This window comes from Amycolatopsis sp. SB7-3, assembly GCF_041021335.1.
Lineage (GTDB): Bacteria > Actinomycetota > Actinomycetes > Mycobacteriales > Pseudonocardiaceae > Amycolatopsis > Amycolatopsis japonica.
The window spans coordinates 1,035,546-1,061,047 of record NZ_JBFPJQ010000002.1 but is presented as its reverse complement, the minus strand read 5'-3'; the positions used below and the strand labels follow the sequence as shown (position 1 = coordinate 1,061,047).

Annotated in this window: 24 protein-coding genes; 14 read left to right on the top strand and 10 right to left on the bottom strand. The window is 69.7% G+C overall.

Going from position 1 to position 25,502, the window contains the following annotated elements; genetic code table 11:
- Nucleotide 1: 1 nt before the first annotated feature.
- The 3 genes from AB8M46_RS23070 to AB8M46_RS23060 are packed head-to-tail and all read left to right on the top strand — an operon-like array spanning nucleotide 2 to nucleotide 2,021.
- Nucleotides 2-706, top strand: a complete 705-nt coding sequence (locus tag AB8M46_RS23070; RefSeq protein WP_394361530.1) for an ABC transporter ATP-binding protein — start codon at nucleotides 2-4, stop codon at nucleotides 704-706.
- Nucleotides 703-1,419 (top strand): ABC transporter permease, encoded by a 717-nt coding sequence (locus tag AB8M46_RS23065; RefSeq protein WP_394361529.1) that lies wholly within the window; start codon nucleotides 703-705, stop codon nucleotides 1,417-1,419. The genes AB8M46_RS23070 and AB8M46_RS23065 overlap by 4 nt, the downstream gene beginning before the upstream one ends.
- A complete protein-coding gene (locus AB8M46_RS23060) occupies nucleotides 1,416-2,021 on the top strand; it encodes a hypothetical protein (protein ID WP_394361528.1) in 606 nt (201 codons plus the stop codon). Before AB8M46_RS23065 ends, AB8M46_RS23060 begins: the two co-directional genes overlap by 4 nt.
- On the opposite strand, the gene AB8M46_RS23055 is transcribed toward AB8M46_RS23060, so the two are convergent.
- From AB8M46_RS23055 to AB8M46_RS23045, 3 genes are read right to left on the bottom strand one after another with little or no spacing between them, the layout of a single operon-like run.
- The gene (locus tag AB8M46_RS23055; RefSeq protein ID WP_394361527.1) at nucleotides 1,996-2,691 is read right to left on the bottom strand and encodes a response regulator; all 696 of its coding nucleotides are present in this window, start codon (nucleotides 2,689-2,691) and stop codon (nucleotides 1,996-1,998) included. The two genes, AB8M46_RS23060 and AB8M46_RS23055, sit on opposite strands and share 26 nt — an antisense overlap.
- A complete protein-coding gene (locus AB8M46_RS23050; RefSeq protein ID WP_394361526.1) occupies nucleotides 2,688-3,548 on the bottom strand; it encodes a sensor histidine kinase in 861 nt (286 codons plus the stop codon). The genes AB8M46_RS23055 and AB8M46_RS23050 overlap by 4 nt, the downstream gene beginning before the upstream one ends.
- 27 nt (nucleotides 3,549-3,575) lie before the next feature.
- On the bottom strand, nucleotides 3,576-4,286 hold the full coding sequence (locus AB8M46_RS23045; protein ID WP_394361525.1) for a TSUP family transporter: 711 nt from the start codon (nucleotides 4,284-4,286) through the stop codon (nucleotides 3,576-3,578).
- A gap of 178 nt (nucleotides 4,287-4,464) precedes the next feature.
- Here AB8M46_RS23045 and ald point away from each other — a divergent pair, with 178 nt between their 5' ends.
- The 5 genes from ald (at nucleotide 4,465) to AB8M46_RS23020 (ending at nucleotide 10,503) form a co-directional block, all read left to right on the top strand.
- Nucleotides 4,465-5,580 carry an alanine dehydrogenase gene (gene ald, locus AB8M46_RS23040; RefSeq protein WP_394361524.1) on the top strand — a complete coding sequence of 372 codons (1,116 nt, stop codon included), beginning with the start codon at nucleotides 4,465-4,467 and terminating at the stop codon, nucleotides 5,578-5,580.
- 64 nt (nucleotides 5,581-5,644) lie between these two features.
- Entirely contained in the window at nucleotides 5,645-7,105 is a 1,461-nt protein-coding gene (locus AB8M46_RS23035) for a PLP-dependent aminotransferase family protein (RefSeq protein ID WP_073844680.1), read from the top strand.
- A 103-nt stretch (nucleotides 7,106-7,208) separates the two neighbouring features.
- Nucleotides 7,209-8,855, top strand: a complete 1,647-nt coding sequence (locus AB8M46_RS23030; protein ID WP_394361523.1) for an amidohydrolase — start codon at nucleotides 7,209-7,211, stop codon at nucleotides 8,853-8,855.
- Nucleotides 8,852-9,064 (top strand): DUF3311 domain-containing protein, encoded by a 213-nt coding sequence (locus tag AB8M46_RS23025; RefSeq protein ID WP_394361522.1) that lies wholly within the window; start codon nucleotides 8,852-8,854, stop codon nucleotides 9,062-9,064. The genes AB8M46_RS23030 and AB8M46_RS23025 overlap by 4 nt, the downstream gene beginning before the upstream one ends.
- Complete coding sequence (locus tag AB8M46_RS23020) at nucleotides 9,064-10,503, top strand: sodium:solute symporter (RefSeq protein WP_394361521.1); 1,440 nt, start codon at nucleotides 9,064-9,066, stop codon at nucleotides 10,501-10,503. The genes AB8M46_RS23025 and AB8M46_RS23020 overlap by 1 nt, the downstream gene beginning before the upstream one ends.
- 140 nt (nucleotides 10,504-10,643) lie before the next feature.
- Here AB8M46_RS23020 and AB8M46_RS23015 read toward each other — a convergent pair whose 3' ends face one another.
- Together AB8M46_RS23015 and AB8M46_RS23010 are read right to left on the bottom strand one after the other, a co-directional pair.
- Nucleotides 10,644-11,882, bottom strand: a complete 1,239-nt coding sequence (locus AB8M46_RS23015; RefSeq protein ID WP_394361520.1) for a polysaccharide pyruvyl transferase family protein — start codon at nucleotides 11,880-11,882, stop codon at nucleotides 10,644-10,646.
- Nucleotides 11,879-12,484, bottom strand: coding sequence for an OmpA family protein (locus AB8M46_RS23010; RefSeq protein ID WP_394361519.1), 606 nt, complete (start codon nucleotides 12,482-12,484; stop codon nucleotides 11,879-11,881). Before AB8M46_RS23010 ends, AB8M46_RS23015 begins: the two co-directional genes overlap by 4 nt.
- A 309-nt stretch (nucleotides 12,485-12,793) precedes the next feature.
- On the opposite strand from AB8M46_RS23010, the gene AB8M46_RS23005 reads away from it, so the two are divergent.
- Nucleotides 12,794-12,991 carry an antitoxin gene (locus AB8M46_RS23005; protein WP_037339279.1) on the top strand — a complete coding sequence of 66 codons (198 nt, stop codon included), beginning with the start codon at nucleotides 12,794-12,796 and terminating at the stop codon, nucleotides 12,989-12,991.
- On the opposite strand, the gene AB8M46_RS23000 is transcribed toward AB8M46_RS23005, so the two are convergent.
- From AB8M46_RS23000 to AB8M46_RS22990, 3 genes are read right to left on the bottom strand one after another with little or no spacing between them, the layout of a single operon-like run.
- The gene (locus AB8M46_RS23000) at nucleotides 12,974-14,662 is read right to left on the bottom strand and encodes a cobalt chelatase (RefSeq protein WP_394361518.1); all 1,689 of its coding nucleotides are present in this window, start codon (nucleotides 14,660-14,662) and stop codon (nucleotides 12,974-12,976) included. The two genes, AB8M46_RS23005 and AB8M46_RS23000, sit on opposite strands and share 18 nt — an antisense overlap.
- Nucleotides 14,659-15,591: an AAA family ATPase gene (locus tag AB8M46_RS22995; RefSeq protein ID WP_394361517.1), complete on the bottom strand. Its 933-nt coding sequence runs from the start codon at nucleotides 15,589-15,591 to the stop codon at nucleotides 14,659-14,661. The genes AB8M46_RS23000 and AB8M46_RS22995 overlap by 4 nt, the downstream gene beginning before the upstream one ends.
- Nucleotides 15,592-15,600: 9 nt before the next feature.
- Entirely contained in the window at nucleotides 15,601-16,401 is an 801-nt protein-coding gene (locus AB8M46_RS22990) for an IclR family transcriptional regulator (protein ID WP_394361516.1), read from the bottom strand.
- A gap of 144 nt (nucleotides 16,402-16,545) precedes the next feature.
- On the opposite strand from AB8M46_RS22990, the gene xsc reads away from it, so the two are divergent.
- The 3 genes from xsc to AB8M46_RS22975 all read left to right on the top strand — a co-directional run bounded on the left by xsc (nucleotide 16,546) and on the right by AB8M46_RS22975 (nucleotide 21,029).
- A complete protein-coding gene (gene xsc, locus AB8M46_RS22985) occupies nucleotides 16,546-18,354 on the top strand; it encodes a sulfoacetaldehyde acetyltransferase (protein ID WP_063271618.1) in 1,809 nt (602 codons plus the stop codon).
- A 247-nt stretch (nucleotides 18,355-18,601) separates the two neighbouring features.
- Nucleotides 18,602-19,966 (top strand): aspartate aminotransferase family protein, encoded by a 1,365-nt coding sequence (locus tag AB8M46_RS22980; RefSeq protein ID WP_394361515.1) that lies wholly within the window; start codon nucleotides 18,602-18,604, stop codon nucleotides 19,964-19,966.
- Between the two features lie 70 nt (nucleotides 19,967-20,036).
- On the top strand, nucleotides 20,037-21,029 hold the full coding sequence (locus AB8M46_RS22975) for a phosphotransacetylase (protein WP_394361514.1): 993 nt from the start codon (nucleotides 20,037-20,039) through the stop codon (nucleotides 21,027-21,029).
- Here AB8M46_RS22975 and AB8M46_RS22970 read toward each other — a convergent pair.
- Nucleotides 21,007-22,002 (bottom strand): YeiH family protein, encoded by a 996-nt coding sequence (locus AB8M46_RS22970; protein ID WP_394361513.1) that lies wholly within the window; start codon nucleotides 22,000-22,002, stop codon nucleotides 21,007-21,009. The two genes, AB8M46_RS22975 and AB8M46_RS22970, sit on opposite strands and share 23 nt — an antisense overlap.
- A gap of 72 nt (nucleotides 22,003-22,074) precedes the next feature.
- Between AB8M46_RS22970 and AB8M46_RS22965 the strand changes: the two genes are divergently transcribed.
- Together AB8M46_RS22965 and AB8M46_RS22960 are read left to right on the top strand one after the other, a co-directional pair.
- Complete coding sequence (locus tag AB8M46_RS22965) at nucleotides 22,075-22,962, top strand: LysR family transcriptional regulator (RefSeq protein WP_394361512.1); 888 nt, start codon at nucleotides 22,075-22,077, stop codon at nucleotides 22,960-22,962.
- Nucleotides 22,963-23,156: 194 nt separating this feature from the next.
- Nucleotides 23,157-24,533, top strand: coding sequence for an amino acid permease (locus AB8M46_RS22960; protein ID WP_394361746.1), 1,377 nt, complete (start codon nucleotides 23,157-23,159; stop codon nucleotides 24,531-24,533).
- Between the two features lie 57 nt (nucleotides 24,534-24,590).
- Here AB8M46_RS22960 and AB8M46_RS22955 read toward each other — a convergent pair whose 3' ends face one another.
- On the bottom strand, nucleotides 24,591-25,499 hold the full coding sequence (locus AB8M46_RS22955) for an RNA polymerase sigma-70 factor (RefSeq protein ID WP_394361511.1): 909 nt from the start codon (nucleotides 25,497-25,499) through the stop codon (nucleotides 24,591-24,593).
- Between the last annotated feature and the right edge of the window lie 3 nt (nucleotides 25,500-25,502).

Below are 25,502 nucleotides of genomic sequence, written 5' to 3'. Positions count from 1 at the left end.
GATGATCCAGTTCGACCGGCTCACCAAACGACGAGGATCGGCGACGATCCTTTCCGACGTCGGTTTCGAAGCGCGCCCAGGCCGTGTGACCGGCTTCCTCGGGCCCAACGGCGCCGGGAAATCGTCGACCCTGCGGATCCTGCTCGGACTGGACCGGCCGACGTCGGGAACCGCGCTGATCGACGGCGTTCCGTTCGCCGGGCTGCGCGACCCCCTGCGCAAGGTCGGCGCCGTACTCGACGGCTCGGGAGCACATCGCTCGCGCACCGGCCGGGCACATCTGAACTGGGTCGCCGCGGCGGGCGGCATCCCGCGCGGCAGGGTGGACGAGGTCCTCGCGGAGGTCGGACTGTCCGACGCGGCGGGCAAGCGCGTCCGCGGCTACTCGCTGGGGATGGGGCGGCGGCTGGCCCTGGCCGCGGCACTGCTGGGCGATCCCGAGGTGCTGGTGCTCGACGAACCGGTCAACGGCCTCGATCCGGAGGGCATCCGCTGGATCCGCGGTTTCCTCCGTGCGCGGGCCGCGGCCGGGCGGACCGTCCTGCTTTCGAGTCATCTCATGGGAGAACTGTCGGAGACGGTCGACGACGTCGTGGTCATCGACCGCGGCAGGATCGTCGCGCGGGGAAAACTCACGGAAGTCGTCGGCGGGCACCGAAGCCTGGAGGACGCCTTCTTCGCGCTCACCACGGGGGCGGCGCGATGAGGGCCTATCGGGGAGAACTGCGCAAGCTCACCTCGCTGCCGTCGGTCTGGGCCGCGGTCGCGATCGGCGTACTGCTTCCGGCGGCTCTGACGTTCCTCAACGCGAGGGCGGCGGCCAGGCGCGGCGGTAACGTGGACCTCGGGTTCCAGGAACTCGCGTTCGGCGTGGTGGGCGCGATCATCCTGGGCGTCGTCGCGGTGAGCAGCGAATACACCACCGAAGGGGAGAACGCCGGTGGCGGACGGCAGATCACCACGAGCCTCACGGTCGTGCCGTCCCGGTGGCGATTGCTGATCACGAAGCTGGCGGCGATGGTCACCGTGGTCGCGGCGCTGGCGGCGGTTTCGTCGGCCGTCACCCTCACGATCGTCGAAGCGCTGGGCGTGAGCGATTTCGGGCGCCTGCCCGGAGTCGTCCTCTACTGGGTGCTGACCGCCCTGCTCGCGTCCGGCCTGACCCTGGTGACACGCAACGGAATCCTGCCGCTCACCGTGCTGATCCTGAACACGTCGGTGGTCACGGTCACCTACCTGCTCACGAAACTCACGCCGCTGGCCGCGTTCTTCCCCGACCTGGCCGGATTCCGGATGTTCATCGAGCGGGTGGAGCTGCCCGTCCGGCTCTCTCCGGTCACCGGGGGCCTGGTGATGACGGCCTGGGTCACGGCGCTACTCACCGCGGGCTTCCTCGTCTTCCGCGGGAGGGACGCGTGACGGGCGGCCGGGCGCTCCGGGCCGAGATCCTCAAACTGCTCAGCCTGCCGGCCACGTCCTTCACCCTGTTCGGCACCTTGGCGGTTTCGGTGATCCTCGCGACCGCGTTCGCGCGGCAAGGCGTCTCACCCGTCGGCTACACCCAAGCCGGGTTCCTCGTCCTCGGCGTCGTCGCGGTGACGTCGGAGTACAGCGGGGGTCAGATCCACCGGACCCTGACCGCCATGCCACGCCGGATCACCTTGCAGCTGGCCAAAATGGGCGCACTCCTGATCGTGGCCGTTCCAGCGGCCGTCCTGACCGCACTGGCCGGCGGACCGTGGTCCGACGTGGTGGGAGCGAGCGCCTACCTCGCGCTCACCACGGTCTTTTCCGCCGCCGTCGCGACGGTCGTGCGGTGGAGTGTCCCGGCGGTGGCCGGGCTGCTCGGGTACTACTTCATCGTGGGCCCGCTTCTCCACGGCCGGGCCACTTTCGCGGACTACCTGCCGGACGCCGCGAGCCACGACGTGCGCTCACTCGGCGGCTCGGCCGTCGTGCTGGGCTGGGCGCTCGTCGCGGTGGGGATCTCCGCGATCACGTTCCACCGGCGGGACGCTTGACCGCCCGCGGGACCACCAGGCCCAGGTCGTACGCCGTGATCACCAGCTGAGCACGGTCGCGGGCCGAAAGCTTGCTCAGGAGCCTGCTGACATGCGTCTTGACCGTCTTGACCGAGATGATCAGCGTCTCGGCGATCTCGGTGTTGGACAGCCCGCGGCCGACGAAGGTGAGGATCTCGATCTCCCGCTGGGTCAGCCCGGCAGGCGGGGGCGGGCTGCGGTGCGGCGGCGTCGTGACGTAGTGCTCTATCAGCCGGGTGAGGATGGCGGGCGCGAAAAGCGATTCGCCGCTGTGCGTCCGGCGGACGGCGGCGAGAAGCTCGTCCGGTTCGGTGTCCTTGAGCAGGAAACCGCTCGCTCCGGCGCGGAGCGCGCCGTAGACGTACTCGTCCAGTTCGAACATGCTCAGCACGAGGATCCTGGTCCCGGCCAGGCCGGGGCAGGCGCCGATCTCCTGGGTGGCCACGATCCCGTCCTGGCCGGGCATGCGGATGTCCATCAGCACGACGTCCGGGCTCAGCCGCCGCGCCATTTCCACCGCTTGGATCCCGTCCTCGGCCTGTCCGACGACGACCATGTCCGGTGTGGCGTCGATGATGATCGCCAGGCTGTGCCGCAGCAGCCGCTGATCGTCGGCGAGCAGGACCCGGATCGGTGGCTGTTCGGTCACCGGCGTGCTCCGTCCGGAAGTCGTGCGGTGAGGCGGAATCCGGTTCCGGCCGGTGCCGCGTGCAGCTCGCCGCCGAGGATCTCGGCACGTTCCCGAAGCCCGGCGAGGCCGTGGCCGGCCCCGGCGGCGGGGGACCAGGCATTTCGCGGCCCGTCGTCCTCGACGGTCACGACGATCGTGTCGCCCTCGCGCCGCAACCCGACGCGAGCGGTCGTCGGTCCGGCGTAGCGAGCGGTGTTCGCGACGGCTTCGCGGACGATCTCGCAGACAGTCGCTTGTATCCCAGGGGAAACGTCTCCGAGCTCACCGACGTCCAGTCGCGGTTCGAGGCCCAGCGGGCGGACGGCCTCGACGATGGCGGGAAGATCCGACAGGTTCAGCACGGGCCGCAGCGGCGCGCCGCGCTCGTCAGGATCGCGAAGCACGGCCAGCATGCGCCGGAGTTCGGTGACCGCGTCCCGGCTCGTCCGCTCGATATCGGCGAGCGCCTGTTCGCGCTCCGCTTCCCGGACTTCTCCTCGAACCCGCCGTGCCGCACTGGCGCGCAACGTGATCACGCCGAGGCCGTGGGAAACGATGTCGTGGAGTTCCCGGGCGATCCGGAGCCGCTCGTGTTGCGTGGCGTGCTCGGCCGCCCAGCCGGTGAGGCGGGCTTCGTAGTCGAGGCGCCGCTTGCGCGCGCGGACCACCGTCCACGTCGTCACGCCGATGGCCGTGGCCACGACGAGAATCGGCACGACGACCGCGCCGGGCCCGTTCGCGCCGACGGCCAGCAGCGCGACCGCGGCCACGACCAGCACCGCGGAGGCGACCAGCCACGCACGCGATCGCCATTCGGGGCGGTCCGGCGGTGTCATCACCGGCCATCGTATTACCGGCGGTGCTCAGGCCGCGTGCGCCAGCGTCAACGCGCCACCCGCCGCCGAAAGCAGCAGGACGGACCAGCGGACGGACCGTTCGCCGACCCGGCGGCTCAGCGCCCGTCCCAGCAGATCGCCCGCGAGTGCGGCGAGAGCGACCGCGAGGAGCACGCTCGCGGGCACCTCCACCCAGCCGAGACTGGGCAACGCGACCAGGCCGAGCAGGAAGAAGTAGATCGACAGCGTGCCGCGTGTCTCGTCCGCGCCCCAGCCCGCGCTCGCCCCGTACACCGCCACTGCGGGACCGGAAAGCCCGGCGACGGAGTTCATCGCCGCGCTCAGCACGCCCGCGCCGACAGCGGCCGTTCTGCCCGCCAGCCGTCTGCTGGTGACACCGCTCGCCAGCACACCGACGGCGAGGACACAGCAGCCGCCCGCGGCGAGCAGCAACGGCCGTGCCGGGACATCGCGGACCACGAGCGCGACGACCGGGGTGAACACCACCGCGGGCACCGTCAGCCACGCGACCTGCGTCCACCTGATCGCCCGCCAATGGGTGATCGCGACCGCGAGATAGACCGGGAAGCCGAGCAGCAGGGTGAGCCGGACGGCGTCGAGCGGGCCCAGTGCCAGCGCCAGGAACGGTACGCACAACAGGGAAAGCCCCATCCCGGAAAGGCGCTGGGCGACGACCCCGGCCGCCGCCGCGAGCGAGGTCAAGGCCAGGGTTCCCACGAGTCCATTGTGGATCCGGGCGCGGTGTGGCGGTAGCCGTCGCTTGGCGAAGACGTCATAGCCCAGCGCTATGAGCGGCGAACTGGACCCGTCGAACGCGCGGGTTCTGGCACTTCTGGCCGTTCCAGCCGTGCCGCACGCTCAGCGTCACTGCCTTTGGAACAGACGGGAGCGTGAGATGAAGATCGGTGTCCCTCGTGAAGTCAAGAACCACGAGTACCGGGTCGCGGTGACGCCCGCGGGCGTGCACGAGTTCACTTCGGCCGGGCACGAGGTGTTCGTCGAGCGCGGAGCGGGCGAAGGGTCCTCCGTGCGCGACGAGGACTACGCCGCCGCCGGCGCGAAGGTGCTCGACAGCGCTGACGACGTCTGGGCGACCGGAGACCTCGTGCTCAAGGTCAAGGAGCCGATCGCCGAGGAGTACCACCGCCTGCGCCGCGATCAGCTGCTGTTCACCTACCTGCACCTCGCCGCGAGCGAGCCGTGCACGCGGGCGCTGCTGGACGCGGGCACGACGTCGGTGGCGTACGAGACGGTGCAGCTGCCGAACGGATCGCTGCCCCTGCTGTTCCCGATGAGCGAGGTCGCCGGACGGCTGGCCCCGCAGGTCGGCGCGCAGACGCTCATGCGCGCCAACGGCGGGCGCGGGGTGCTCATCGGCGGTGTCTCCGGGGTGGCCCCGGCGCGGGTGGTCGTACTCGGCGCCGGTGTCGCGGGGATGAACGCGGTCGCCGGCGCGGCCGGGACCTGGGCCGACGTCGTCCTGTTCGACAAGAACGTCGACAAGCTCCGTGCCGCCGACCGGATGTACCAGGGCCGGATCCGCACCGCCGCGGCCAACGCGTACTCGATCGAAGAGGCCGTGCTCGAAGCCGACCTCGTGATCGGCGCGGTGCTCGTGCCCGGTGCCAAGGCGCCGAGCCTGGTGTCGAACGATCTCGTGTCCCGGATGAAGCCGGGCAGCGTGCTCGTCGACATCTCGGTCGACCAGGGTGGCTGCTTCGAAGACACGAGGCCGACGACGCACGCCGAGCCGACTTTCCAGGTGCACAACTCGGTGTTCTACTGCGTCGCCAACATGCCCGGCGCTGTCCCGCACACCTCGACATACGCGCTGACGAACGTCACGCTGCCGTACGCGCTGGAACTGGCGAACCACGGCCTGTCCGGCGCCGTCGCGCGGTGCCCCGAGCTGCGCGGCGGCGTCAGCACGGTCGACGGCAGGCTGACGTCCGCGCCGGTCGGCGAGGCGCTCGGAATCGGCGCCGTTTCGCTCGACGACGTGCTCGGCTAGGTGGTGCGGGCCGGGATCCGGAGTTAGGTTCAGATCCCGGCCCGTCGCCGAAAGGGAGGTGCCGTTGCCGCGAACGTTGATCGAAATCGACCGGACGTCCACCGAGCCGCTCTACCGGCAGGTGCGGCGCGCCATCGAGCACGGCATCGCGATCGGCACGTTCGATCCGGCGCACCGGCTGCCGAGCTCGCGGGAGCTGGCCGCCGAACTCAGCGTTTCCCGCAACACCATCAACCTCGCCTACCAGGAGCTGGTCGCCGAGGGGTTCGTGGAGAGCCGCGAGCGCAGCGGGCTGTTCATCAACGCGGAGATGCGGCCGCACTGCGCGGTGCAGGAACGCGGCACCAGCCCGGCCATCGACTGGAGCGCGCGGGTGCGCCGGTATCCCGACGCCGGGGTGCCGCATATCGAGAAACGCCCGGACTGGCACACCTATCCGTACCCGTTCCTCGCCGGTCAGGTGGATGTCACCGCCTTTCCCGCGCGGTCGTGGACCCGCTGCCTGCGTGACGCGCTGTACCGGCCGCACGTGTTCCCGAGCCTGCAGGACAGCGTCGGCTCCGACGACCCGATGCTGGTCGACCTGATCTGCCGTCAGCTGCTCACCGCGCGGGGGATCGAGGCCGACCCGTCCGAGGTCCTGATCACCGTCGGCTCGCAGCAGGGCCTCGACCTGCTCGGCCGCGCGCTGCTCGGGCCGGACAGCGTCGTGGCGATGGAGAACCCGGGCTACCTCGACGCCCGGCACATCTTCCTGCGCACCGGCGCCGGGCTGCGCGGCGTCGACGTCGATCAGAGCGGCCTGCGCCCGCCGGACACGCTCGACGGCGTCGATCTCCTGTATCTCACACCGAGCCACCACCACCCGACGAACGCGACGTTGAGCATCGGCCGCCGCCGACGGCTGCTCAGCCTCGCCGCGAGTGCGGGCACGGTGCTCGTCGAGGACGACTACGACAGCGAATTCCGGTACCACGGCAGCCCCACGCCCGCGCTCAAGGCGCTCGACGGCACCGGAGACGCGATCTACCTCGGCACCTTCTCCAAGTTCCTCTCGCCCGGCCTGCGGTTGGGATACCTGGTCGGCCCGCGCGAACTGGTTCGCGAGCTGCGGGAGATCCGGCGATACGTGCTGCGGCATCCGCCAGGTCATCTCCAGCGGGCGCTGGCGTTGCTCATCGACAGCGGCGAGTACCACCGCTCCCTTCGCCGGTACCGCACGAAACTGATGCGGAAATGGGAGGCGACCTGCGCCGCGGTCACCGAACACCTGCCGTGGACGCAGACGGCGTATCCGCCGGGCGGGGTCAGTCTCTGGATGACCGGACCGTCCGAACTGGACTGCCGGGCGCTGATGGAACGGGCCGAGCGTGACGGCGTCCTGATCGAGCCCGGCGACATCTTCTTCGTCGGGGACGACCCGCCGAAGAACCATTTCCGGATCGGGTTCGCGGCCGTCCCCTTGCGCGACATCGACCCCGGCATCCGGCTGCTCGGTGAGGCCTGCCGCGACCTGATCGCGTAACTGGTACCACCGCGCCGGACCGTTCTGGACCTGTTCAGGCGGCCAGACGTGCCGCAGTGTCTGGGGATCGCTCGTGAGCCAGGACACGTCGCCAGGAGGTCGTGTGGTGGAGTTCGTTCGAGAAGCCGATTTCGTCGCGTTCGGTGGCACCGTGCTCACCCTGGACGCGGCGGGGAGACGGGTGCGCGCGCTGGCCGCGAGCGGCGGCCGGATCACCGCGCTGGGTTCCGAACGGGAGATCTCCCGGCTGATCGGCCCGGAGACCACCGTGCTCGACCTGGCCGAGCGCACGGTGATCCCCGGTTTCGTCGAATCCCACAACCATCCGGCGTTCTTCGGGATGACGCTGGCCGCGCCGGTCGACGCCGGCAGCCCGCCCAACGACACCATCGCCGACATCGTGGGCCGGGTCGCGCAAACGGCGAAGGACCTGGGCCCGGGGGAGTGGATCCGGGGTTTCCGGTACGACGACACGCTGCTCGCGGACGGCCGTCATCCGACCCGCGCGGACCTCGACCCCGTCTCCGGCCGCAATCCCGTGGTGCTGACCCATGTTTCCGGCCATTTCTGCACCGCGAACTCGCTCGCCCTGCGCGAGGTCGGGATCACCGCCGAGACCCCGGACCCGCCCGGCGGGCTCATCGTGCGCGACGCCCGTGGGGAGCCGACCGGGGTGCTCGTGGAGACGGCGGCCTTCCTCGTCACGTCCCGGCTGCCCGGGCAGAGCGCGGGCGAACTGGCCGATGCCCTCCTGCTGGCGGACGAGGAGTACCTCGCCAACGGCGTGACCTCCGTGCACGACACCGGTGTCGGGCTCATCGGCGGAGCGGCGGAACTGGAGGCGTACGCGCTGCTGAGGCGCGCCGGGAAGCTGCGGGTCCGGGTGCGCGGCTACCTGTTCGACGGTCTGCTGCCCGGCCTCGGCGAAGGCCGGCCGGAATCGCCGGAAGCCCAGGTGGACGACAAGTTCGCGATGACGGGGGTGAAGATCGTCGCGGACGGTTCGATCCAGGGCAAGACCGGCTGTCTCGCGGAGGGTTACACCTGCGCTCCGGACGAGCACGGCATGATGCTGCTCGAACCCGCCGACCTCGGCCGGCGGATCGCCGCGCTCGACGCGGCGGGCTGGCAGGTCGCGGTGCACGGCAACGGGGACGCGGCGATCGATGCGATCATCGACGGCTACTCCCGGCTGGGCTCGCCGCGGGGCACCGGCAGGCGGCACCGGATCGAGCACTGCCAGACGGTGCGCGAAGACCAGCTTGACCGGATGGCCGCCCACGACGTCCTCGCGTCGTTCTTCATCAAGCACGTCTACTACTGGGGAGACCGGCATCGCGACGTCTTCCTCGGGCCCGAGCGGGCGCGGCGGATCAGCCCGCTGGTCTCGGCCCGCTCGCGCGGAATCCATTTCGGACTGCATTCGGACACCCCGGTGACGCCCGTGCCGCCGCTGGAGGGGATCTGGTGCGCGGTGCGCCGGATCACCAGGCAGGGCAAGGTACTCGGCGCCGAACAGGCCGTGGACGTCGACGCCGCGTTGCGCGGTTACACGATCGACGCCGCGTATCTCGCGGGCGAGGAAGACGTCAAAGGCAGCCTGGAGATCGGGAAACTCGCCGATCTCGCGGTGCTGTCCGGCGATCCCACCACGGTCGACCCCGACCGGATCCGCGAGCTGACCGTGGACGCCACCGTCAGCGGCGGCGAGGTCGTCTGGCGGCGCGACACGACGGGAGCGCGACGATGATCCGCAGCTGGCCGAGTGTCCTCATAGGACTATTCGTCCCCGCTTTCGCCCTGCTGGCGGGAATTCTCATCCTGTCCGGATCGACGGCGTCGGTGCTGGGCATCCCGGTGCTGTTCTTCTGGGTGTTCTGCTGCTGCCCGCTGACCACGCTGTGCCTGTGGATCAGCTGGCGTTTCTTCGACCGCGCCCACTACCCGGAGGACGACTGATGCTGATCGCGATCGTGGCGGTGGTGATGGCGGGCTCGATCGGGCTCGCGGTGTGGGCGGGACGGTCCACCCGGGGCGGCGGGATCTCGGAATTCCTCGTCGGCGGCCGGTCGTTCCCGGCGTGGCTGGTGTACTTCCTCGCGGTCGGCGAGGTGTACAGCATCGGGACGATGATCGGCTTCCCGAGCGGGATCTACGCGCACGGCGCGAGCTACGGGATCTGGTTCCTCGGCTACATCCTGCTCGCGTACTCGCTGGGCTACTTCCTGGCCCCGCTGGTGTGGCGGGCGGCGAAACGGTACGACGCGATGACCGTGCCCGACGTGTTCGGACGGCATTTCGGCAGCAGGCGGCTCGAGCTGATCACCTGCGTGACGATGCTGATCGCGCTGGTCCCGTGGGGGCAGTACCAGTTCATCGGACTCCAGGTGGTGCTGAGCAATCTGGGGCTGCGGCTGGATCCGGTGCAGTGCGTGGTGCTGGCGGGCATCGTGGCGTTCGTCTACATCGCCGTCTCCGGCGTACGTTCGCCCGCGTTCGTTTCGATCCTCAAGGATCTCTTCATGCTGCTCGGCGTCGTGCTCGTCGGGGTGGCGGTCGTGATCGCCGCCGGCGGCACCGCGAAGGTCAGCGGACCCGAGGTGCTCAGCGCGGCGCAGACCACCATGGGCGGCTCGGAACTCACGTTCGCGATGACGACGATCCTGTTCCAGAGCATCGTGTTCTACCTCGGCTTCGGTGGCGCGTACGTGTTCCCGGCCCGCTCCGAACGCGCGGTGAAGAGCTCGACCGTGTGGATGCCGATGTACATGCTGATCTACCCGTTCCTGGTGCTGGCCGCGTACTACGGCGTGCGCGCGCATCCGGACCTGAAGAACCCGAACACGGTGTTCATGGTGACGGCCAAGGGTTTGCTGCCCGACTGGCTGCTGGGACTCGTCGCCGCCGGCGCCGCGCTCTCCGGTGTGCTGGTGCTCGCGGCGACCGCGCTCACCATCGGCGGCATGGTCTGCCGCAACATCGCGCCGAACGTCCCGGCCGCGGCGCAACGACGGTGGACGGTCGTCGCGGTGGCGAGTTTCCTGGTGCTGGCGGCGGTCCTGACCCTCGTCGCGTCGACGTTGATGCTCACGATCCTGAACCTGACCTACAACCTGCTGGCCCAGGTCGTCCCCGGCTGGCTCGCGATCCTCTTCGTGCGCCGGGTGCGGACGGCCGCGGTCGCCGCCGGGATGATCGCCGGGGTGCTGACCGCGATCGCCCTGTACGTCACCGGCGCGACCTTCGGCGGGTTCAACGCGGGACTGGTGTCGCTCGGGGTGAACCTGGCCGTGGTGGTGGCCTGGAGCCTGGTGAAACCGGACGTGGCGCGGACACCGGTGTCGCGATCGGCCGAGAGCGCCCCGGCCGCCGAGGCGGTCCCGTCACTCAGCACGTGACCAGAGACGGAACTCGCGTGATCGAGGACCGAACTCGCGTGATTGGCGGCGGAACTCTCGCCTCGAGGGTGATGCGCCTCCAATCACGCGAGTTCCGCCCGGAATCACGCGAGGCCCGGCTCCAATCACGCGTGATCCGGCTAGCTTGACCGGGTGCGCCACGAGCGCAGGGCGAGGCGCCGCGTCGCGGGGCGGACCTCCTCGATCACTTGACTCCCGTACACCGCCGTCGCGACCGAGCGTTTCAGGTCACGGCACCGCCTGAGGACGTGGGGCGGGAACCCGGTACCGGTCGGCCGGTCCGGGGTTCCGCCCTCTTCGGCGTCGAACGACGTCCAACCCGAGCCGAGGTCGATGAGGCTGCGGTGCTTGGTCGTGTAATACCCGCGCGACACGCTGAACGCGAGACCGCTCGCGCCGGCCGCGGCGGCGACGAGATGCAGGTGGTAGCGGCTGGAGATCCAGGTCTGCCCGGGCGCCAGCGGCAGGCCGTGACGCCAGATGTCCCGGAACGGGTGGAATTCGGCACCGGCGAGTTCGTGTTCCAGCAGCGCCGGAACCGCGCGGTCGACGCGAGGAATCCCTTCGACGACGGCGAGTTGCTCGGGGTGGACTTCCCAAGCCCGCAACAAACCCAGCACCTGGGCGGCCAGCACGGACGGCTCGAAGGCGCCGATGTCGGATTGGACGCACAGCACGAATTCGCGCGCCTGCGCGGTGGGTCTCTGCTCGGGTGGTTCCAGGAAGACGTCGTCGCACGTGCGGACGACCCCCGGCAGCAGTTCGGCCGACGGATCGTCGCGGACGTCGACGACGTCGAAACGGTCGGCGAGCGAGCGGAAGAGGTCGGTGGCGCCTGGCGGGAACGGCGTCAGTCCCTGCCCTGTCATGGCGGTGCGGGCCCCTGACCGCCGGGCGGCGGCCGCGGCGCCCGCGAGCAGTCCGATGTGCCGCGGCCACAACGCGTTGAGGTAGCCGCCGCCGATCAGGTGCAGCACGTCGGTCCGGCCGAGCAGGTCGATGCCCGCGTCCCAGCGTGGCGCGAGCCCGGGGTCGTTCACCGCCGACTGCACCCAGTTCGCGACCTCCCACGGATCGTCCGACGGCGCTTCACCGCACAGCCGCCACAAGGTGTCCGTGCACCGGAGGCGCGGGTGCAGATCGTTCAGCAGCAGTTGCGCGGGCCCCGGCGAGTGCGTGTCGAGCCAGACGTCCGCCTCCGGCTCGGTCCGCGCCAGATAGCGAAGCCAGGTCGCCGCGATCAGCTCGTCGCCGAAATTCGGGAAACCGCTCGGGCCGATCAGATAGTGGCGACGGCGGGGACGCGGCGCGCGGGCGGGGGATTCGGTTCCCCCGCCCGCGCTTCCGTCGAAGGTCACTGCGCGACGGTGATCTGCGTGTCCAACGCCTTGTCGCCCTGCGCCTTTTCGTTGCCGGTCGCCTCGGTCTTGACGCGGTCCTTGGCCACGCCCGCCCCTTCGAGCGCGGCGGCGATCGCTTCCGCCCGCTTTTCGGAAAGGGTCTTGGACTTTTCCGCGTCGGGATAACCCGCGTGCGTGGCGACGGCGATCTTGACGTCGTTGCCCTGCATGGCCTTGGCGATTTCACCGAGGGCCGATTTGCTCTTTTCGGACAGTTCCGCACTTTCCGTGGTAAAGGTGATCGGTGACTGCTGCAGCGCCTGCTGGATCGCGGCGGTCACCTTCTGGGCCGCCTCGCCGCCGGCCTGGCCCGCGTCACCGGTTCCCGCTCCCGACGAGGCCGAAGCGTCGGCGCCGGAGGACGGCGCGCCCGCCGCACTCGAAGCGGTTCCATTCGTGCCAGAAGACCCAGCCGCACCGTTTTCGCCTTCGGAGCCGCACGCGGCCACGAGGCCGGCCACGATCGCCACGCCCGTTACCGTTCGGGCAATTGTCCTGCGCATGAAGTTCGAACTCCCTTTGGCCGTCTCCGCATTGGCTGACGCCAGGGATACGAACACGAAAGGACTAAAAGCGCCAACCGCGAGCGAGTGCGCCCCTCGGCCGTCGTCCGCGGCCGAAGCGCGGATAAATCGCTTCGACCAGGAAACTCGTTACAGCCACGGGCCGGTGAAGAGATCGGCAAGTCCACCCGAGTGAGCGACCGTGAGCGTCGTCTCTTCCCGGTCGAGGTGGATTTTCCTTACCTGGTCGAAGGAAATCGCGCCGGACTCACCCACCCGTCGCCCCCGAGTTGCCCCGCGACGCGAATGCACTTTGATGGAAGACAGGCGCCGGATCGACGGCGTACCGAAAAGTGAGGAGTTCTCATGGGTATCGACTTCGAAGGCATGAAGGACAAGGTGAGCGGGGAGCACGTCGACAAGGCCGCCGATTTCGCGAAGTCCCGCTTCGGTGAACACTCCGACAAGATCGACTCGGCCGCCGACAAGGCGAAGGACTACCTCGGTGAGTCCGGTGGCGAGCAGCAGAACGAGGGCCAGCAGGATTCACCGCAGGGCCAGTAATCCGAGGACGTCCCGGAACGGCGCGTACCCGGACGTGACCGAAGTGTCGAGCACTCGCGAGCGGCGGTAGAAGGGGCTGAGGTCGAGGCCGACGCCGACCCCACGGATCTCGACGGTGCTTTCCTCCCGCAGCACCGTTTCCCGAAGATGCTCGTCCAGGTAATGCGGATCGTTCGCCAGGCTCGTCGCGCTGTCCATGGGGCTGCCGTCGGAGAGGACGAGCAGGATCCGGCGTGCTTCGGGTCGCGCGCGCATCCGGGCGCAGGCCCAGGCCACCGCCTCGCCGTCGATCCCTTCGCGGAACAGATCGGCTTTCAGCAGTGCGGCGAGATCGGGCCGTGCCCGCCGCCACGGCGTCTCGGCGGCCTTGAACACGAGGTGGAGTCGTTCGTTGAGCCTGCCGGGATGCCGTGGGCGTCCGGCCCGGATCCAGTCCCGCCTCGGCCTGCCCCCGTTCCAGCCGCCGGTGGTGAACCCGAGCACTTCGCAGGTCGCCCCGGCGAGTTCGATCGAGCGCGTGAAGAGGTCGACCAGCGCGGCGACGGGTTCCGCGTGCGCGGTCATCGAACCCGAGCAGTCGATCAGGAACGTCACGAGTGTGTCCGCCACCGGTTCGATCCGCTCGGTGCGGAAGATCCTCCGCTCCGTGGGGGAACTGATCAGCTGCGCCAGGGTCCGGCCGTCGAGGAGGCCTTCCTCCTGCGCGCCGTCCCAGCCGTCGCGCGCCGGTTCGGCGAGCACCGCCTTGAGGTCGCGTGCCAGCCGTCCCGGTCCGACGCCCTGCCTGCCGACGCGCCGGTCGAGCCGCTCGCGGAGTTCGGCGAGCATCGCGGGGCGGACCAGCTCCGACGCCCGCTGTTCACGGTCGTACGCGGTGGTGTGAACCCGGTACGCCGCACCGGATTCGCCCAACGTCCGGCTGGTGCCCGCGGTCGCGACGGAAATCTGTTCGCCGTGGCTCTTGTCGAAGTCGATCACGAGGCTGAACCGCGGGTCGGTGGGATCACCGTCGTTCTCGGCGTCCTGTTCGGTCCCGGCGAGCAGTCCGCCGGTCGTGCGGGCGATCGCCAGCGCGTGTTCGGCAAACGCCTTCTGGTCCGTCCGGTGTCGTCGAAGTCCGGCGAGGTCGTGACCGAGAGAAGGCGCCAGCGCGAATCTGGTCGCTTCGATGAGATCCTCGGTCTCCTCGACCACCGGTTCGCCGGTGATCCGAGACCGGCAGATCTGCGCGACGGTGTACAGGAGCAGTCCACGCGCGGTCTCGGTCAGCCCGGACCGGTGGAACTCCAGTGACCAGCGCAGATGACGCAGTCGCAGGTTCCGTCGCATTCCCGGCATGTCCGGGGGCGGGAGCGACTCGACGCGGAACTGTTCCAGTAGCTCGAAAATCCCGCGTTCGGCCGGGTCGGGCGGGCACAGGCTCCGGTGCAGGCCGGCGTCGGAGGACGTCAAGCGCAGTGCCATGCCGTCCGCGATCCCGCGGGACGACACCAGATCGTCGTCGGCGGACTGTCGCAGATGCGGCGCGTGCAGGGGGAGCGGCTCGCGTCCCCGATGCAGCCGCCGCGCCCGGAAATGCAGGGCCGGGTCGCCGCTGAGCGCCCGGACCGCGGCCGCGCACAGTTCCTCGACCTGGTTGCGGCGCCGGGTTTCCGCCTGCCCGGCGGTCATGCCGAGAGCAGGTGGAGTTCGTCGTCGAAGCAGCGCTGGAAGTACTCCGCCACCAGGTCGCGCTCGGCTTCGTCGCATTTGTTCACGAAGGACAACCGGAAGGCCGTCGCCGGATCACCGAAGATCTCGATGTTCTCCGCCCAGGTGATCACCGTGCGCGGGGACATCAAAGTGGACAGATCACCGGCCTGGAAACCCCTGCGGGTCAAGGTGGCCACCGCGACCAGGGACGCCGCCAGGGACTCCGGGATGCCGGGCACCCTGGCCCGCACGATCGCGATCTCCTCGGCGAGGGGCAGGTAGTTCAGCGACGCCACGATGTTCCAGCGGTCGATCTGCGCGTGGTTCAGCCGCTGCGCGCCGTGGTAGAGCCCGTTGAGGTTGCCCAGCCCGACCGTGTTGGCGGTGGCGAACAGCCGGAACGACGGATGCGGCCGCAGCACCCGGTTCTGATCGGTGAGGGTGAACTTGCCGTCGCGTTCGAGGACCCGTTGCAGCACGAACATGACGTCCGGGCGGCCAGCGTCGTACTCGTCGAGCACCAGCGCGACCGGCCGCTGCAAGGCCCACGGGAGGATGCCCTCCTGGAACTCGGTGACCTGCTTGCCCTCGCGCAGCACGACCGCGTCGCGGCCGACGAGGTCGAGGCGGTTGAGGTGACCGTCCAGATTGACCCGCACACACGGCCAATTGAGCCGCGCGGCGACCTGTTCGATATGGGTCGACTTCCCGGTGCCGTGCAGCCCCTGCACCAGCACGCGGCGGTCGCGGGTGAACCCGGCGAGCAGCGCCAGCGTCACGTCCGGGTTGAAGCGGTACGCCTCGTCGACCTCGGGGACGTGCTCGGTGCGTTCGCGGAACGCGCCGACGACGAGATCCGAATCGATGCCGAAGACGTCACGTACCGGGAGCCGAAGCTCGGGGATCATGAGAACTCCTTACGACGGAACACTTTCCGGTTCGGACCCGCCCTCGGCGTCGACGCGGCTGATCGCCTCGGCCGCGCGCTGAAGCGCGGGGAGCGTCTGCAGGGCCTTGTCCGGCGTCAGCCGCATGACCGGCGCCTGCACGGCGACGCAGAGGTTGGCGCGCCCCGGCACGAGGACCGCGACGCACACCAGACCGGGCAGGAACTCCTCGTCGTCGAGCGCGAACCCGTCCCGGCGGACGCGGGTGAACTCGGCCTCGAGCGCGTCGAGGTCGGTGATGGTCTTGTCGGTGTACCGCTTGAGCGGCGCGTGCGCGAGCAGTTTCCTCCGTTGCGACGGGCTCATCTGCGCGAGGATCATCTTGCCGCTGGCCGAGCAGTGGATCGGCACCCGCGAGCCCGGCCGAAGATAGAACCGCAGCGGCTCCGGGGTTTCGACCCGGTCGAGGTACACGATCTCGTTGCCGGACAAGGTGGTCACGTTGCAGCTCTCGCCGAGTTCGTCGACGAGGTGACGCAGGACGGCGTGCCGGGCGCCGTGGTGGGTGGCGTTGAGGAGCAGGTTCTCCGCGAGCCGTCGCAGCCGGTGACCGGTGCCGTAGTGGCGCCCGTCGGCCTGCCGGATCAGCAGACCCGCGCCTTCGAGCTGTTGCAGCATGCGGTGCAGGGTCGGTTTCGGCAGGCCGGTCTCCTCGACGAGACCCTGCAGGGAGACCAGCTGATCCTTGGCGGCGATCAGCTCGAGCAGGGAGAACAGCCGCATGGTCGGCGTGTCCCCGTTGATCGGATCCGGTTCGCGAAGCAGCTCCATGTTCCGAAAAGTAGCACACGGCGTCTCGGTTTCCAGAATCTGGCGTTGACGCTGGACGGTTGGCGTCCTATCGTCGGTCGCATCCTGATTTCAGGAACGCCACGTACCGATTTTTGTAAATCTCGCCTGTCGAAGGAGCGGAACATGACGGAACGGAAGACGGGTGACGGCCGCGTGGTCGTCAGCGGCCGGAAGAAGATGACCCCGTCCGAGGCCTTCGTCGAGACGCTCGTGGCGAACGGCGTCACCGACATCTTCGGCATCATGGGGTCGGCGTTCATGGACGCGATGGACATCTTCGCGCCGGCGGGCATCCGGCTGGTACCGGTGGTGCACGAACAGGGCGCCGGGCACATGGCCGACGGTTACGCCCGGGTGAGCGGCAGGCACGGTGTCGTCATCGGGCAGAACGGCCCCGGTATCAGCAACTGCGTGACCGCGATCGCGGCCGCGTACTGGGCGCACAGCCCGGTCGTCATCGTGACGCCGGAAGCGGGCACGATGGGCACCGGCCTCGGTGGCTTCCAGGAGGCCAACCAGCTGCCGATGTTCCAGGAGTTCACCAAGTACCAGGGACACGTCAACAACCCGAAGCGGATGGCCGAGTACACCGGCCGCTGCTTCGACCGCGCCCATTCGGAACTCGGCCCGACGCAGCTCAACATCCCGCGCGACTTCTTCTACGGCGAGATCGAGGCCGAGATCCCGGAACCCGCCCGGCTCGACCGCGGCCCCGGCGGCGAACGGAGCCTCGACGAGGCCGCCGCGCTGCTGGCCACGGCGGAGTTCCCGGTGATCATCTCCGGCGGCGGCGTCGTGATGGCCGACGGCGTCGAGGAGTGCAAGGCGCTCGCCGAACGTCTCGGCGCGCCGGTGGTGAACAGCTACCTGCACAACGACTCGTTCCCGGCGAGCCACCCGCAGTGGTGCGGGCCGCTGGGGTACCAGGGTTCCAAGGCCGCGATGAAGCTCATCTCGCAGGCGGACGTCGTGATCGCGCTCGGTTCGCGGCTCGGCCCGTTCGGCACCTTGCCGCAGCACGGCATGGACTACTGGCCCAAGGACGCGAAGATCATCCAGATCGACGCCGACCACAAGATGCTCGGCCTGGTCAAGAAGATCACCGTCGGCATCTGCGGTGACGCCAAGGACGCGGCGGTCGCGCTGACCAAGCGGCTGGCGGACCGGACGCTGGCCTGCGACTCCACAAAGGACGCTCGCGCGGCGAAGATCAAGGCGGAGAAGGACGCGTGGGAGGCCGAGCTCGACGCCTGGACGCACGAGACCGACCCGTTCAGCCTCGACATGATCGCGGAGCAGGAAGGCGAGGAGGGCAACTGGCTGCACCCGCGGGAAGTGTTGCGGGAACTGGAGAAGGCCATGCCGCCGCGCGTGATGGTGTCGACCGACATCGGCAACATCAACTCGGTCGCGAACAGCTACCTGCGCTTCGAGGAGCCGCGCAGCTTCTTCGCGCCGATGAGTTTCGGCAACTGCGGCTACGCGCTGCCCACCATCATCGGCGCCAAGGCCGCGGCGCCCGACCGGCCCGCGATCTCCTACGCCGGCGACGGCGCGTGGGGGATGAGCATGGGCGAGATCATGACCGCGGTCCGCCACGACATCCCGGTCACCGCGGTGGTGTTCCACAACCGGCAGTGGGGCGCGGAGAAGAAGAACCAGGTCGACTTCTACAACCGCCGGTTCGTCGCGGGCGAGCTGGAGAGCGAGAGCTTCGCGGGGATCGCCAAGGCGATGGGCGCGGAAGGCATCGTCGTGGAGAAGCTCGACGAGGTCGGCCCCGCGTTGCAACGCGCCGTCGAGGCGCAGATGAACGAGGGAAAGACCACCGTCGTCGAGATCATGTGCACCCGCGAGCTGGGCGACCCGTTCCGGCGCGACGCGCTGTCGAAGCCGGTGCGGTTCCTGGAGAAGTACAAGGACTACGTGTAGGCCTCGTTTTGCGCGTGAAGGCCCCCTTCCCTCGGCTCAGCCGAGGAAAGGGGGCCTTCACGCGCGTCGGGGGGAGGGCTGCGGGGAGGCGTCGGTCCAGTTGGTCGTGAGTGGCGATTCGGGTTCTAACCCGAATCGCCACTCACGACCAACTGGACCCATCGAACGTCGCCGCTCTGGTGCTGGGCCGGTGCCAGCCGGGTTGCGAAAGTCAAAGCACAGACTCGTGTCTCGAAGGAGGTCTCCGGTGGACGTCACCAAGCTGCGAGCGCAGGCTCGACGGCATCTCGGCCCGCACTTCACCCGCAAGGACACCTGGGCCTCGGATTTCCCGGTGTTCGTACGCGGCGAGGGAAGCTACCTGATCGACACCGAAGGACGCCGTCATCTCGACGGGCTCGCCGGGCTCTTCTGCGTCAACATGGGCCACGGACGGGCCGACATCGCCGCGGCCGCCGCCGACCAGGTCGGCACCCTGGCCTACGCGAGCAACTGGGGCTCGGCGCATACGCCCGCGATCGAGGCCGCCACGCTGCTGGCCGAACTGGCGCCGGGCGACCTCGGGACGACGTTCTTCGTCAACTCCGGTTCGGAGGCGGTCGAAACGGCGCTCAAATTCGCCCGGCAGTATCACCGCAGCCAGGGGCAGCCCGAGCGGACGAAGATCATCAGCCGCGACATGGCCTATCACGGCACCACCATCGGCGCCCTCTCGGTGACCGGGCTCGCGAAGATCAAGGAACCGTTCGGCCCGCTCATGCCCGGCGTCCGCCACGTGCCGAACACGTTGGGGCTGCTGGGAGACTGCGGCCCCGCGTCCGAATTGGACTGTGTCACCGCGATTGAGCGGGTCATCCTCGAAGAAGGGCCGGAGACGATCGCGGCGCTGTTCGCCGAGCCGGTGCAGAACGGACGCGGCGCGCTGGTCCCGCCGAAGGGGTACTGGCCCGCTTTGCGCGCGCTGTGCGACAAGTACGGCATCCTGCTCGTGTCGGACGAGGTCATCTGCTCGTTCGGCAGGCTCGGGCACTGGTTCGGGCACGGGCTCACCGGCGTCGTGCCGGATCTGATCACCTTCGCCAAGGGATCGACGTCGGGGTACGCGCCGCTCGGCGGAGTGATCGTGCGCGAGAAGCTGGTCACCGAGCTGTACGACTCGCCGAAGGGCGGTGTCTTCACCCACGGCGCCACCTGGGGCGGGCATCCCGTCGCCACCGCCGTCGCGGTCGCGAACCTCACCGCGATGCGGGACGAGAACGTGCTCGGCAACGTCCTCACCGAGGGCCCGGAGCTGTTCGCCGCGCTGAACTCCCTCAAGTCCGCGCACCGCTGCGTCAAGGACGTCCGCGGCACCGGGTTCTTCTACGCCATCGAGCTGATGGCCGACCGCGACAGCGGCCGGGAGCTGACCGACGCGGAATCGCTGAAGGTGCTTCGAGAGGTGCTTCCGGAGGCGTTCCGGCGCACGGGCGTCATCCTCCGCGGCGACGATCGCGGCGCGACGATGCTGATGATCTCCCCGCCGCTGGTCGCCGACCGCGAGGTGCTCACCGAACTGCTGCACGGCGTCGACGCGATGCTCAACGACGTCGAGAAGGCCGTCCAGCCCTGAATCAGCCCTTTTCACCCGGTGGGGGTCGCCGTCTTCCGGCGGCCCCCGCTTCGTACGTGGAGGTACTTCGATGAGCCTGACCACCGAGGTCACGCCGGACGCGACGCTCGACGGATGGCGGAAGGCCTTGCGCGGCCGGAACCTCCGCGTCGCCTTGCCGGATGGCGACGACGAGCGCGCCGTCCGTGCCGCGCTGGCGCTCCGGGACGAAGGTGTCGTGCGGCCGTTGCTGTTCGGCGACGGTGCGCGCCTGCGCGCTGCAGGGGCGACGGACGACTTTATCGTGGACGTCGCGGAAGCCCTTGCCGACGAACGGACCGAAGCCGCGCTGGCGGCGGGATTCGCGCGGCATCCGGAGAAGCTCGCCGCCGCCCGGCGCGATCCGGTGTTCGTGGCGGCCGCCGCCCTGCGGGCAGGCAAGGTGGACGCCTGCGTCGCCGGGGCGACGCGGCCGACCGCCGACGTCCTGCGCGCGGGGCTGCGGGTCGTGGGTCTCGCCCCGGGTGTGTCCACCTTGAGCAGTTGCTTCCTGTTGCTGCTTCCGGATGGACGACGGCTGACCTTTTCGGACTGCGCGGTGGTGCCCGAGCCGGGTGCGGCGCAGCTGGCGGACATCGCCCTCGCCGCCGCGGAGACCCACCGCGGTCTGACCGGTGAGGACCCCGTCGTCGCCATGCTGTCGTTCAGCACGCAGGGGAGTGCCGACCATCAGCGGGTCGAGGTCGTCCGCGAGGCGACTTCGCTGGTGCGGCAGCGCGAACCCGGCCTTCCGGTGGACGGAGAGCTGCAGTTCGACGCCGCGCTGGTGGCGTCGATCGCGGCGGCCAAGGCGCCCGGTTCCGCGGTCGCCGGCCGCGCGAACGTCCTCGTGTTCCCGAATCTGGACGCGGGCAACATCGGCTACAAGATCGCCGAACGGCTCGGCGGTGCCGTCGCGCTCGGCCCGATCCTCCAGGGCCTCGCGGCGCCGCTCAACGACCTCTCGCGCGGCTGCTCGGCGTCCGACATCGAGACGCTCGCCCTCCTGACCGCGGTCCAAGCTAGCCGAGCAGCGCGAGGGTGACGTAGGCGATGGTGCCGACGAGCAGCGTGGAGAGCAGGCCGAGCAGCAGCGCCCGGCCACCGGTGCGGACCAGCGTGCCGATCCGGACCGCGCAGCCCAGCCCGAAGAGCGCTCCGGCCAGCAGCAGCGTGCAGACGACCTTGGCGACGTCGAGCACCACGCCGGGCAGGATCCCGGTGCTCCGCACCACCACCATCGCCAGGAAACCGAGGACGAACAGCGGGACCAGCGGGGCGCGCTTCCCGGCGGCGGACGGGCGGCGCCGCCGTTCGTGCACGCTCACCGCGGCGACCATCGGCGCCAGCAGGACGACACGGCTCAGCTTCACCACCACGGCGACCGCGACGGCGGCGGTCCCGGCCGGGGTGGCGGCCGCGACGACCTGGGCGACCTCGTGCACGCCCAAGCCGGCCCAGCCGCCGATCCGCAGCGCGTCCATCCCCAACCAGCCGCCGATGAGCGGGACCGCCGCGATCGCCAGACCGCCGTAGAAGGTGACCAGTGCGACCGCGGTCGCGACGTCGGAGTCCTCGCGTTCGACGACCCCTTCCATCGCCGCGATCGCCGACGCGCCACAGATCGAGAAACCGGTCGCGACCAGCATCGCGAGTCCCCGTGGGACGCCGATCAGCCTGCCGAGCCCGATCGTGCCGAGGAATGTGAGGCCGACCGTCAGCACCACCGCGAGCAGCGTGCCGGGGCCGAGGGAAAGCACCGAAGGGAGCGCGAGTTGCAGACCGAGAAGGACGACACCGGCACGCAGGAGCTTCTTCGTCACCTTGGCGATCGCTTGCCGGGTTCCGTCCGAGAGCACCGGCAGCGAGCCCGCGAGCACCCCGAGCACGACCGCGAGGGTGAGCGCGCTCAGCACGGGAACGGCGGTGCTCAGCAGGTACGCGACGACCACACCGAGTGCGGTGACGGCCAGACCGGTGAGGTGCGGCTTCGTTCGCCGCGCAGACGTGGTGCTCATACCGACGAGCGTCGTCCGGAAAGGACGGCGCCGGTAGCCGGGAGAACGGCGGATAGGTCATGCACTTTGGCTATGACCGCACCGGAGCTGGACTCCTTGCGCCTGCTCGTCCTCGTCGGTGAATTGGGCAGCATCGGTCAGGCCGCCGTCGCACTCGGGATGACACGGCCGTCGGCGGGAAAGCGTCTGTCCTTTGTGGAACGGAGGCTGGGTCTGGTGCTGGTGGACCGGACCCGTCGCGGTTCCGCGCTCACCCCGGACGGCCGGGTGATCGCTGGCTGGGCGCGGCGCGTGCTCGCCGAACTCGACGGACTGCTCGACGGCGCCCAAGCCCTGCGGAACCGGCACGAGACCGGGCTCCGGATCGCGGCGAGCATGACGCCGGCCGAGCATCTGGTCCCGCGCTGGATCGGCGAACTCAACCGCGCGCACCCCGGACTCCACCTCGGCCTGGAGGTCACGAATTCGGATCGGGTCGCCAGATTGGCTCGCGAGGGCAAGGCCGACATCGGCTTCGTCGAATCACCGGGCCCCTTCACCGGGCTCACGTCGCGGAAGGTCGCCGTGGACCATCTCGTGGTCGTGGTCGCCCGCACCCATCCTTGGGCGCGCGAACGCCGTCCCCTGACCCCGGCTGAGCTGGCGGCCACGCCGCTCGTGGTGCGGGAACGCGGCTCCGGAACCAGGGAGACCGTCGACATCGCGTTGCGCATGGCCGGCGCGGGACCGGTGAAACCGTTGCTGGAACTGGGTTCCGCCTCCGCCGTCCGCAGCGCCGTGGTCGCGGGCGCCGGGCCCGCGGTGATCAGCGCCCTGGACGTCGCGGACCACGAGCTCGTGCCCGTCGCGGTGGACGGTGTCGACTTCGGACGGGTGCTGCACGCGGTCTGGCCGGAGGGGCGGCGCCTCACCGGCCCGGCGGCGGAACTGCTGGCCTTGGCCGTGCGGCGCTCGTCCTGAGAGTGATCTGGACCCCTTTCCCACATCGTAACTGGCACTCGCCCCTGGCCCGACTTGTTCCTACGGTGACCGGAACCACAATGGAGCTCCCAGCGCCACCGCTCCGGCGGTGCGTGCGAGAAGGAGGAGACGTGACTTCAACGTCCGGTCCCGCACAGAGCAGCGGCCTGAAACCAGGGCTCAAACAGCGACATATGAACCTGATCGCCCTCGGCGGCGTCATCGGCGCCGGGCTGTTCGTCGGCAGTGGCGTGGTCATCCAATCGGCGGGCCCGGCGGCGGTGGTCTCGTTCCTCATCGCCGGTCTCATCACCGTGCTCATCATGCGCATGCTCGCGGAGATGACGATCGCCAAACCCGCGCTCGGGTCGTTCTACGTCTACGCCAGGGAGGCGCTCGGCAACCGCGCGGGCTTCGCCGTCGGCTGGATGTACTGGTACTTCTTCGTCATCGTCGTGGCGGTCGAGGCCGTCGCGGGCGGCCGGATCCTGCAGCTGTGGGTACCCGACGTGCCACTGTGGGTGCTCAGCCTCGGCCTGCTGCTGATCCTCACCGGTACCAATATGGTCTCGGCGCGGTCCTACGGGGAGTTCGAGTACTGGTTCTCGTCGATCAAGGTCGTCGCGATCGTCGTGTTCCTGGTCGTCGGTGCCCTGTACCTGTTCGGTTTCTGGCCGGGTGCCAACGGCGGCCTGACGAACCTGGTGTCCCACGGCGGGTTCGCGCCACTCGGGATCGGCGCGGTACTCGCGGCGGTGGTGCCGTGTATCGGGTTCTACACCGGCGCGGAGATCGTCACCATCGCCGCCGCCGAATCCGCGGAGCCGCAGAAGGCGGTCGCGAAGGCCATGCGCTCGATCATCTTCCGCGTGGTGCTGTTCTACGTCGGATCCGTGTTCCTCGTCGTCGCGATCAAATCCTGGGACGATCCGGCGACGGCGGTCAGCCCGTACGCGGCGGTGCTGGACGTGCTCGGCATCCCGGCCGTGGCGACGATCATGAACGCGATCGTCCTGACCGCGGTGCTCTCGTGCCTGAACTCGGCCCTGTACACCTCGTCGCGGATGTTGTTCGCGCTGACCAGCAACGGCGACGCGCCGAAGGCGTTCACCCGCCTTTCCGGCAGCGGCGTGCCGAGGCGCGCGATCCTGGCCGGGACGGTCATCGGTTACGTCTCCGTCATCGCCGCCTACACCTCGCCGGACCTGATCTTCCAGTTCCTGGTCAACTCCTACGGCGCCGTCGCGCTGTTCGTGTACCTCTCGATCGCACTCGCGCAGGTGCGGCTCCGCCGACGGCTGGAGCGGGAGGATCCGGACAAGCTGACGCTCAAGATGTGGCTGTTCCCTTGGCTGAGCTACGCGACCATCGCGCTGATGGGCGGCGTGATCCTGGCGATGGCGCTGCTGCCGTCGACCCGCTCGCAGTTCTGGCTCAGCGCCGTGACGCTCGCGCTGATCCTCGTCGGGTTCGAAATCCGCAGGCGGCGCGGCAAGCCGGCGGTTCCGGCCGCGCCCGTCGATCCCGTTCCGGACGAACCCCAGCGTTCCCCGGCCACCGTCCGGGAGTGACCCTGGACGGGCTGAAAGCGTCCTTCGCCGCGTCTGATGCGGCGAAGGACGCTTTCGTCATCGGCTCACCGTGATTTCCCTGGCCACACCTGAGAGTTTTTCGGGATTGCGGACGTGGTAGGCGCCGGTGACGTGGCCGTTTTCGACCCGCACCGCCAGCACACCATCGATCTCGCCGCCGATCCGGATGAGCAGACCGGGTCCGCCGTTGACCTGTACCGGCTCGACGGTCCGTTCCGCCCCGCGTTTCCACCAGCCGACGGCCAGCAGCCGCGCCACCGCGTCCGCGCCGACGACCGGCCGCGGCAGGGCGTGCTTGAGCCCGCCACCGTCGCTGAGGGCGACGACGTCCGGCGCGAGGATGTCGAGCAGCCCCTGCAGATCGCCGGTTTCCACCGCGGCCTGGAACGCCTGGAGCGCGGCCCGGTGCTCGGCCGGGGACCCGGTGCCGCGCGGTTTGCGCGCGGCGACGTGGGCTCGCGCCCGATGAGCGATCTGCCGCACGGCGGCGGGAGTCTTGTCGACGGCCTGGGCGATCTCGTCGTAGTCGACGGCGAAAACCTCCCGTAGTACGAAAACCGCCCGCTCGGTGGGCGCGAGTGTCTCCAGCACGAGCAGCATCGCCATCGAAACGCTCGCGGCCAGTTCGACGTCCTCGGCCACGTCCGGTGTGGTCAGCAGTGGTTCGGGCAGCCACGGGCCGACGTAGGACTCCTTGCGGCGGCCGAGTGTCCGCAGACGTTTGAGCGCCTGCCGCGTCGTGATCCGGACCAGGAACGCGCGCCGGTCCAGCACCGTGTCGAGCGCGACACCCGACCAGCGCAGCCAGGTCTCCTGCAGCACGTCCTCGGCGTCGGTGGCCGAACCGAGCATCTCGTAGGCCACGGTGAAAAGCAGATTGCGATGGGCCACGAAGGCTTCGGTCGCCGGATCCAGGGCGCCGGATCCCTCGTGCCGCTCGCTCATCGC

Bases quoted from the DNA above. Each gene is read 5' to 3' on its own strand.
- AB8M46_RS23000 (WP_394361518.1), bottom strand. From the start codon at position 14,662: ATGACCGCCGGGCAGGCGGAAACCCGGCGCCGCAACCAGGTCGAGGAA.
- AB8M46_RS22970 (WP_394361513.1), bottom strand. From the start codon at position 22,002: ATGAGCACCACGTCTGCGCGGCGAACGAAGCCGCACCTCACCGGTCTG.
- xsc (WP_063271618.1), top strand. From the start codon at position 16,546: ATGACGGAACGGAAGACGGGTGACGGCCGCGTGGTCGTCAGCGGCCGG.
- AB8M46_RS23020 (WP_394361521.1), top strand. From the start codon at position 9,064: ATGCTGATCGCGATCGTGGCGGTGGTGATGGCGGGCTCGATCGGGCTC.
- AB8M46_RS22965 (WP_394361512.1), top strand. From the start codon at position 22,075: ATGACCGCACCGGAGCTGGACTCCTTGCGCCTGCTCGTCCTCGTCGGT.
- AB8M46_RS23050 (WP_394361526.1), bottom strand. From the start codon at position 3,548: ATGACACCGCCGGACCGCCCCGAATGGCGATCGCGTGCGTGGCTGGTC.
- AB8M46_RS22995 (WP_394361517.1), bottom strand. From the start codon at position 15,591: ATGATCCCCGAGCTTCGGCTCCCGGTACGTGACGTCTTCGGCATCGAT.
- AB8M46_RS22990 (WP_394361516.1), bottom strand. From the start codon at position 16,401: ATGGAGCTGCTTCGCGAACCGGATCCGATCAACGGGGACACGCCGACC.
- AB8M46_RS23005 (WP_037339279.1), top strand. From the start codon at position 12,794: ATGGGTATCGACTTCGAAGGCATGAAGGACAAGGTGAGCGGGGAGCAC.
- AB8M46_RS22955 (WP_394361511.1), bottom strand. From the start codon at position 25,499: ATGAGCGAGCGGCACGAGGGATCCGGCGCCCTGGATCCGGCGACCGAA.
- AB8M46_RS23065 (WP_394361529.1), top strand. From the start codon at position 703: ATGAGGGCCTATCGGGGAGAACTGCGCAAGCTCACCTCGCTGCCGTCG.
- AB8M46_RS22975 (WP_394361514.1), top strand. From the start codon at position 20,037: ATGAGCCTGACCACCGAGGTCACGCCGGACGCGACGCTCGACGGATGG.
- AB8M46_RS23070 (WP_394361530.1), top strand. From the start codon at position 2: ATGATCCAGTTCGACCGGCTCACCAAACGACGAGGATCGGCGACGATC.
- ald (WP_394361524.1), top strand. From the start codon at position 4,465: ATGAAGATCGGTGTCCCTCGTGAAGTCAAGAACCACGAGTACCGGGTC.
- AB8M46_RS23025 (WP_394361522.1), top strand. From the start codon at position 8,852: ATGATCCGCAGCTGGCCGAGTGTCCTCATAGGACTATTCGTCCCCGCT.
- AB8M46_RS22960 (WP_394361746.1), top strand. From the start codon at position 23,157: ATGAACCTGATCGCCCTCGGCGGCGTCATCGGCGCCGGGCTGTTCGTC.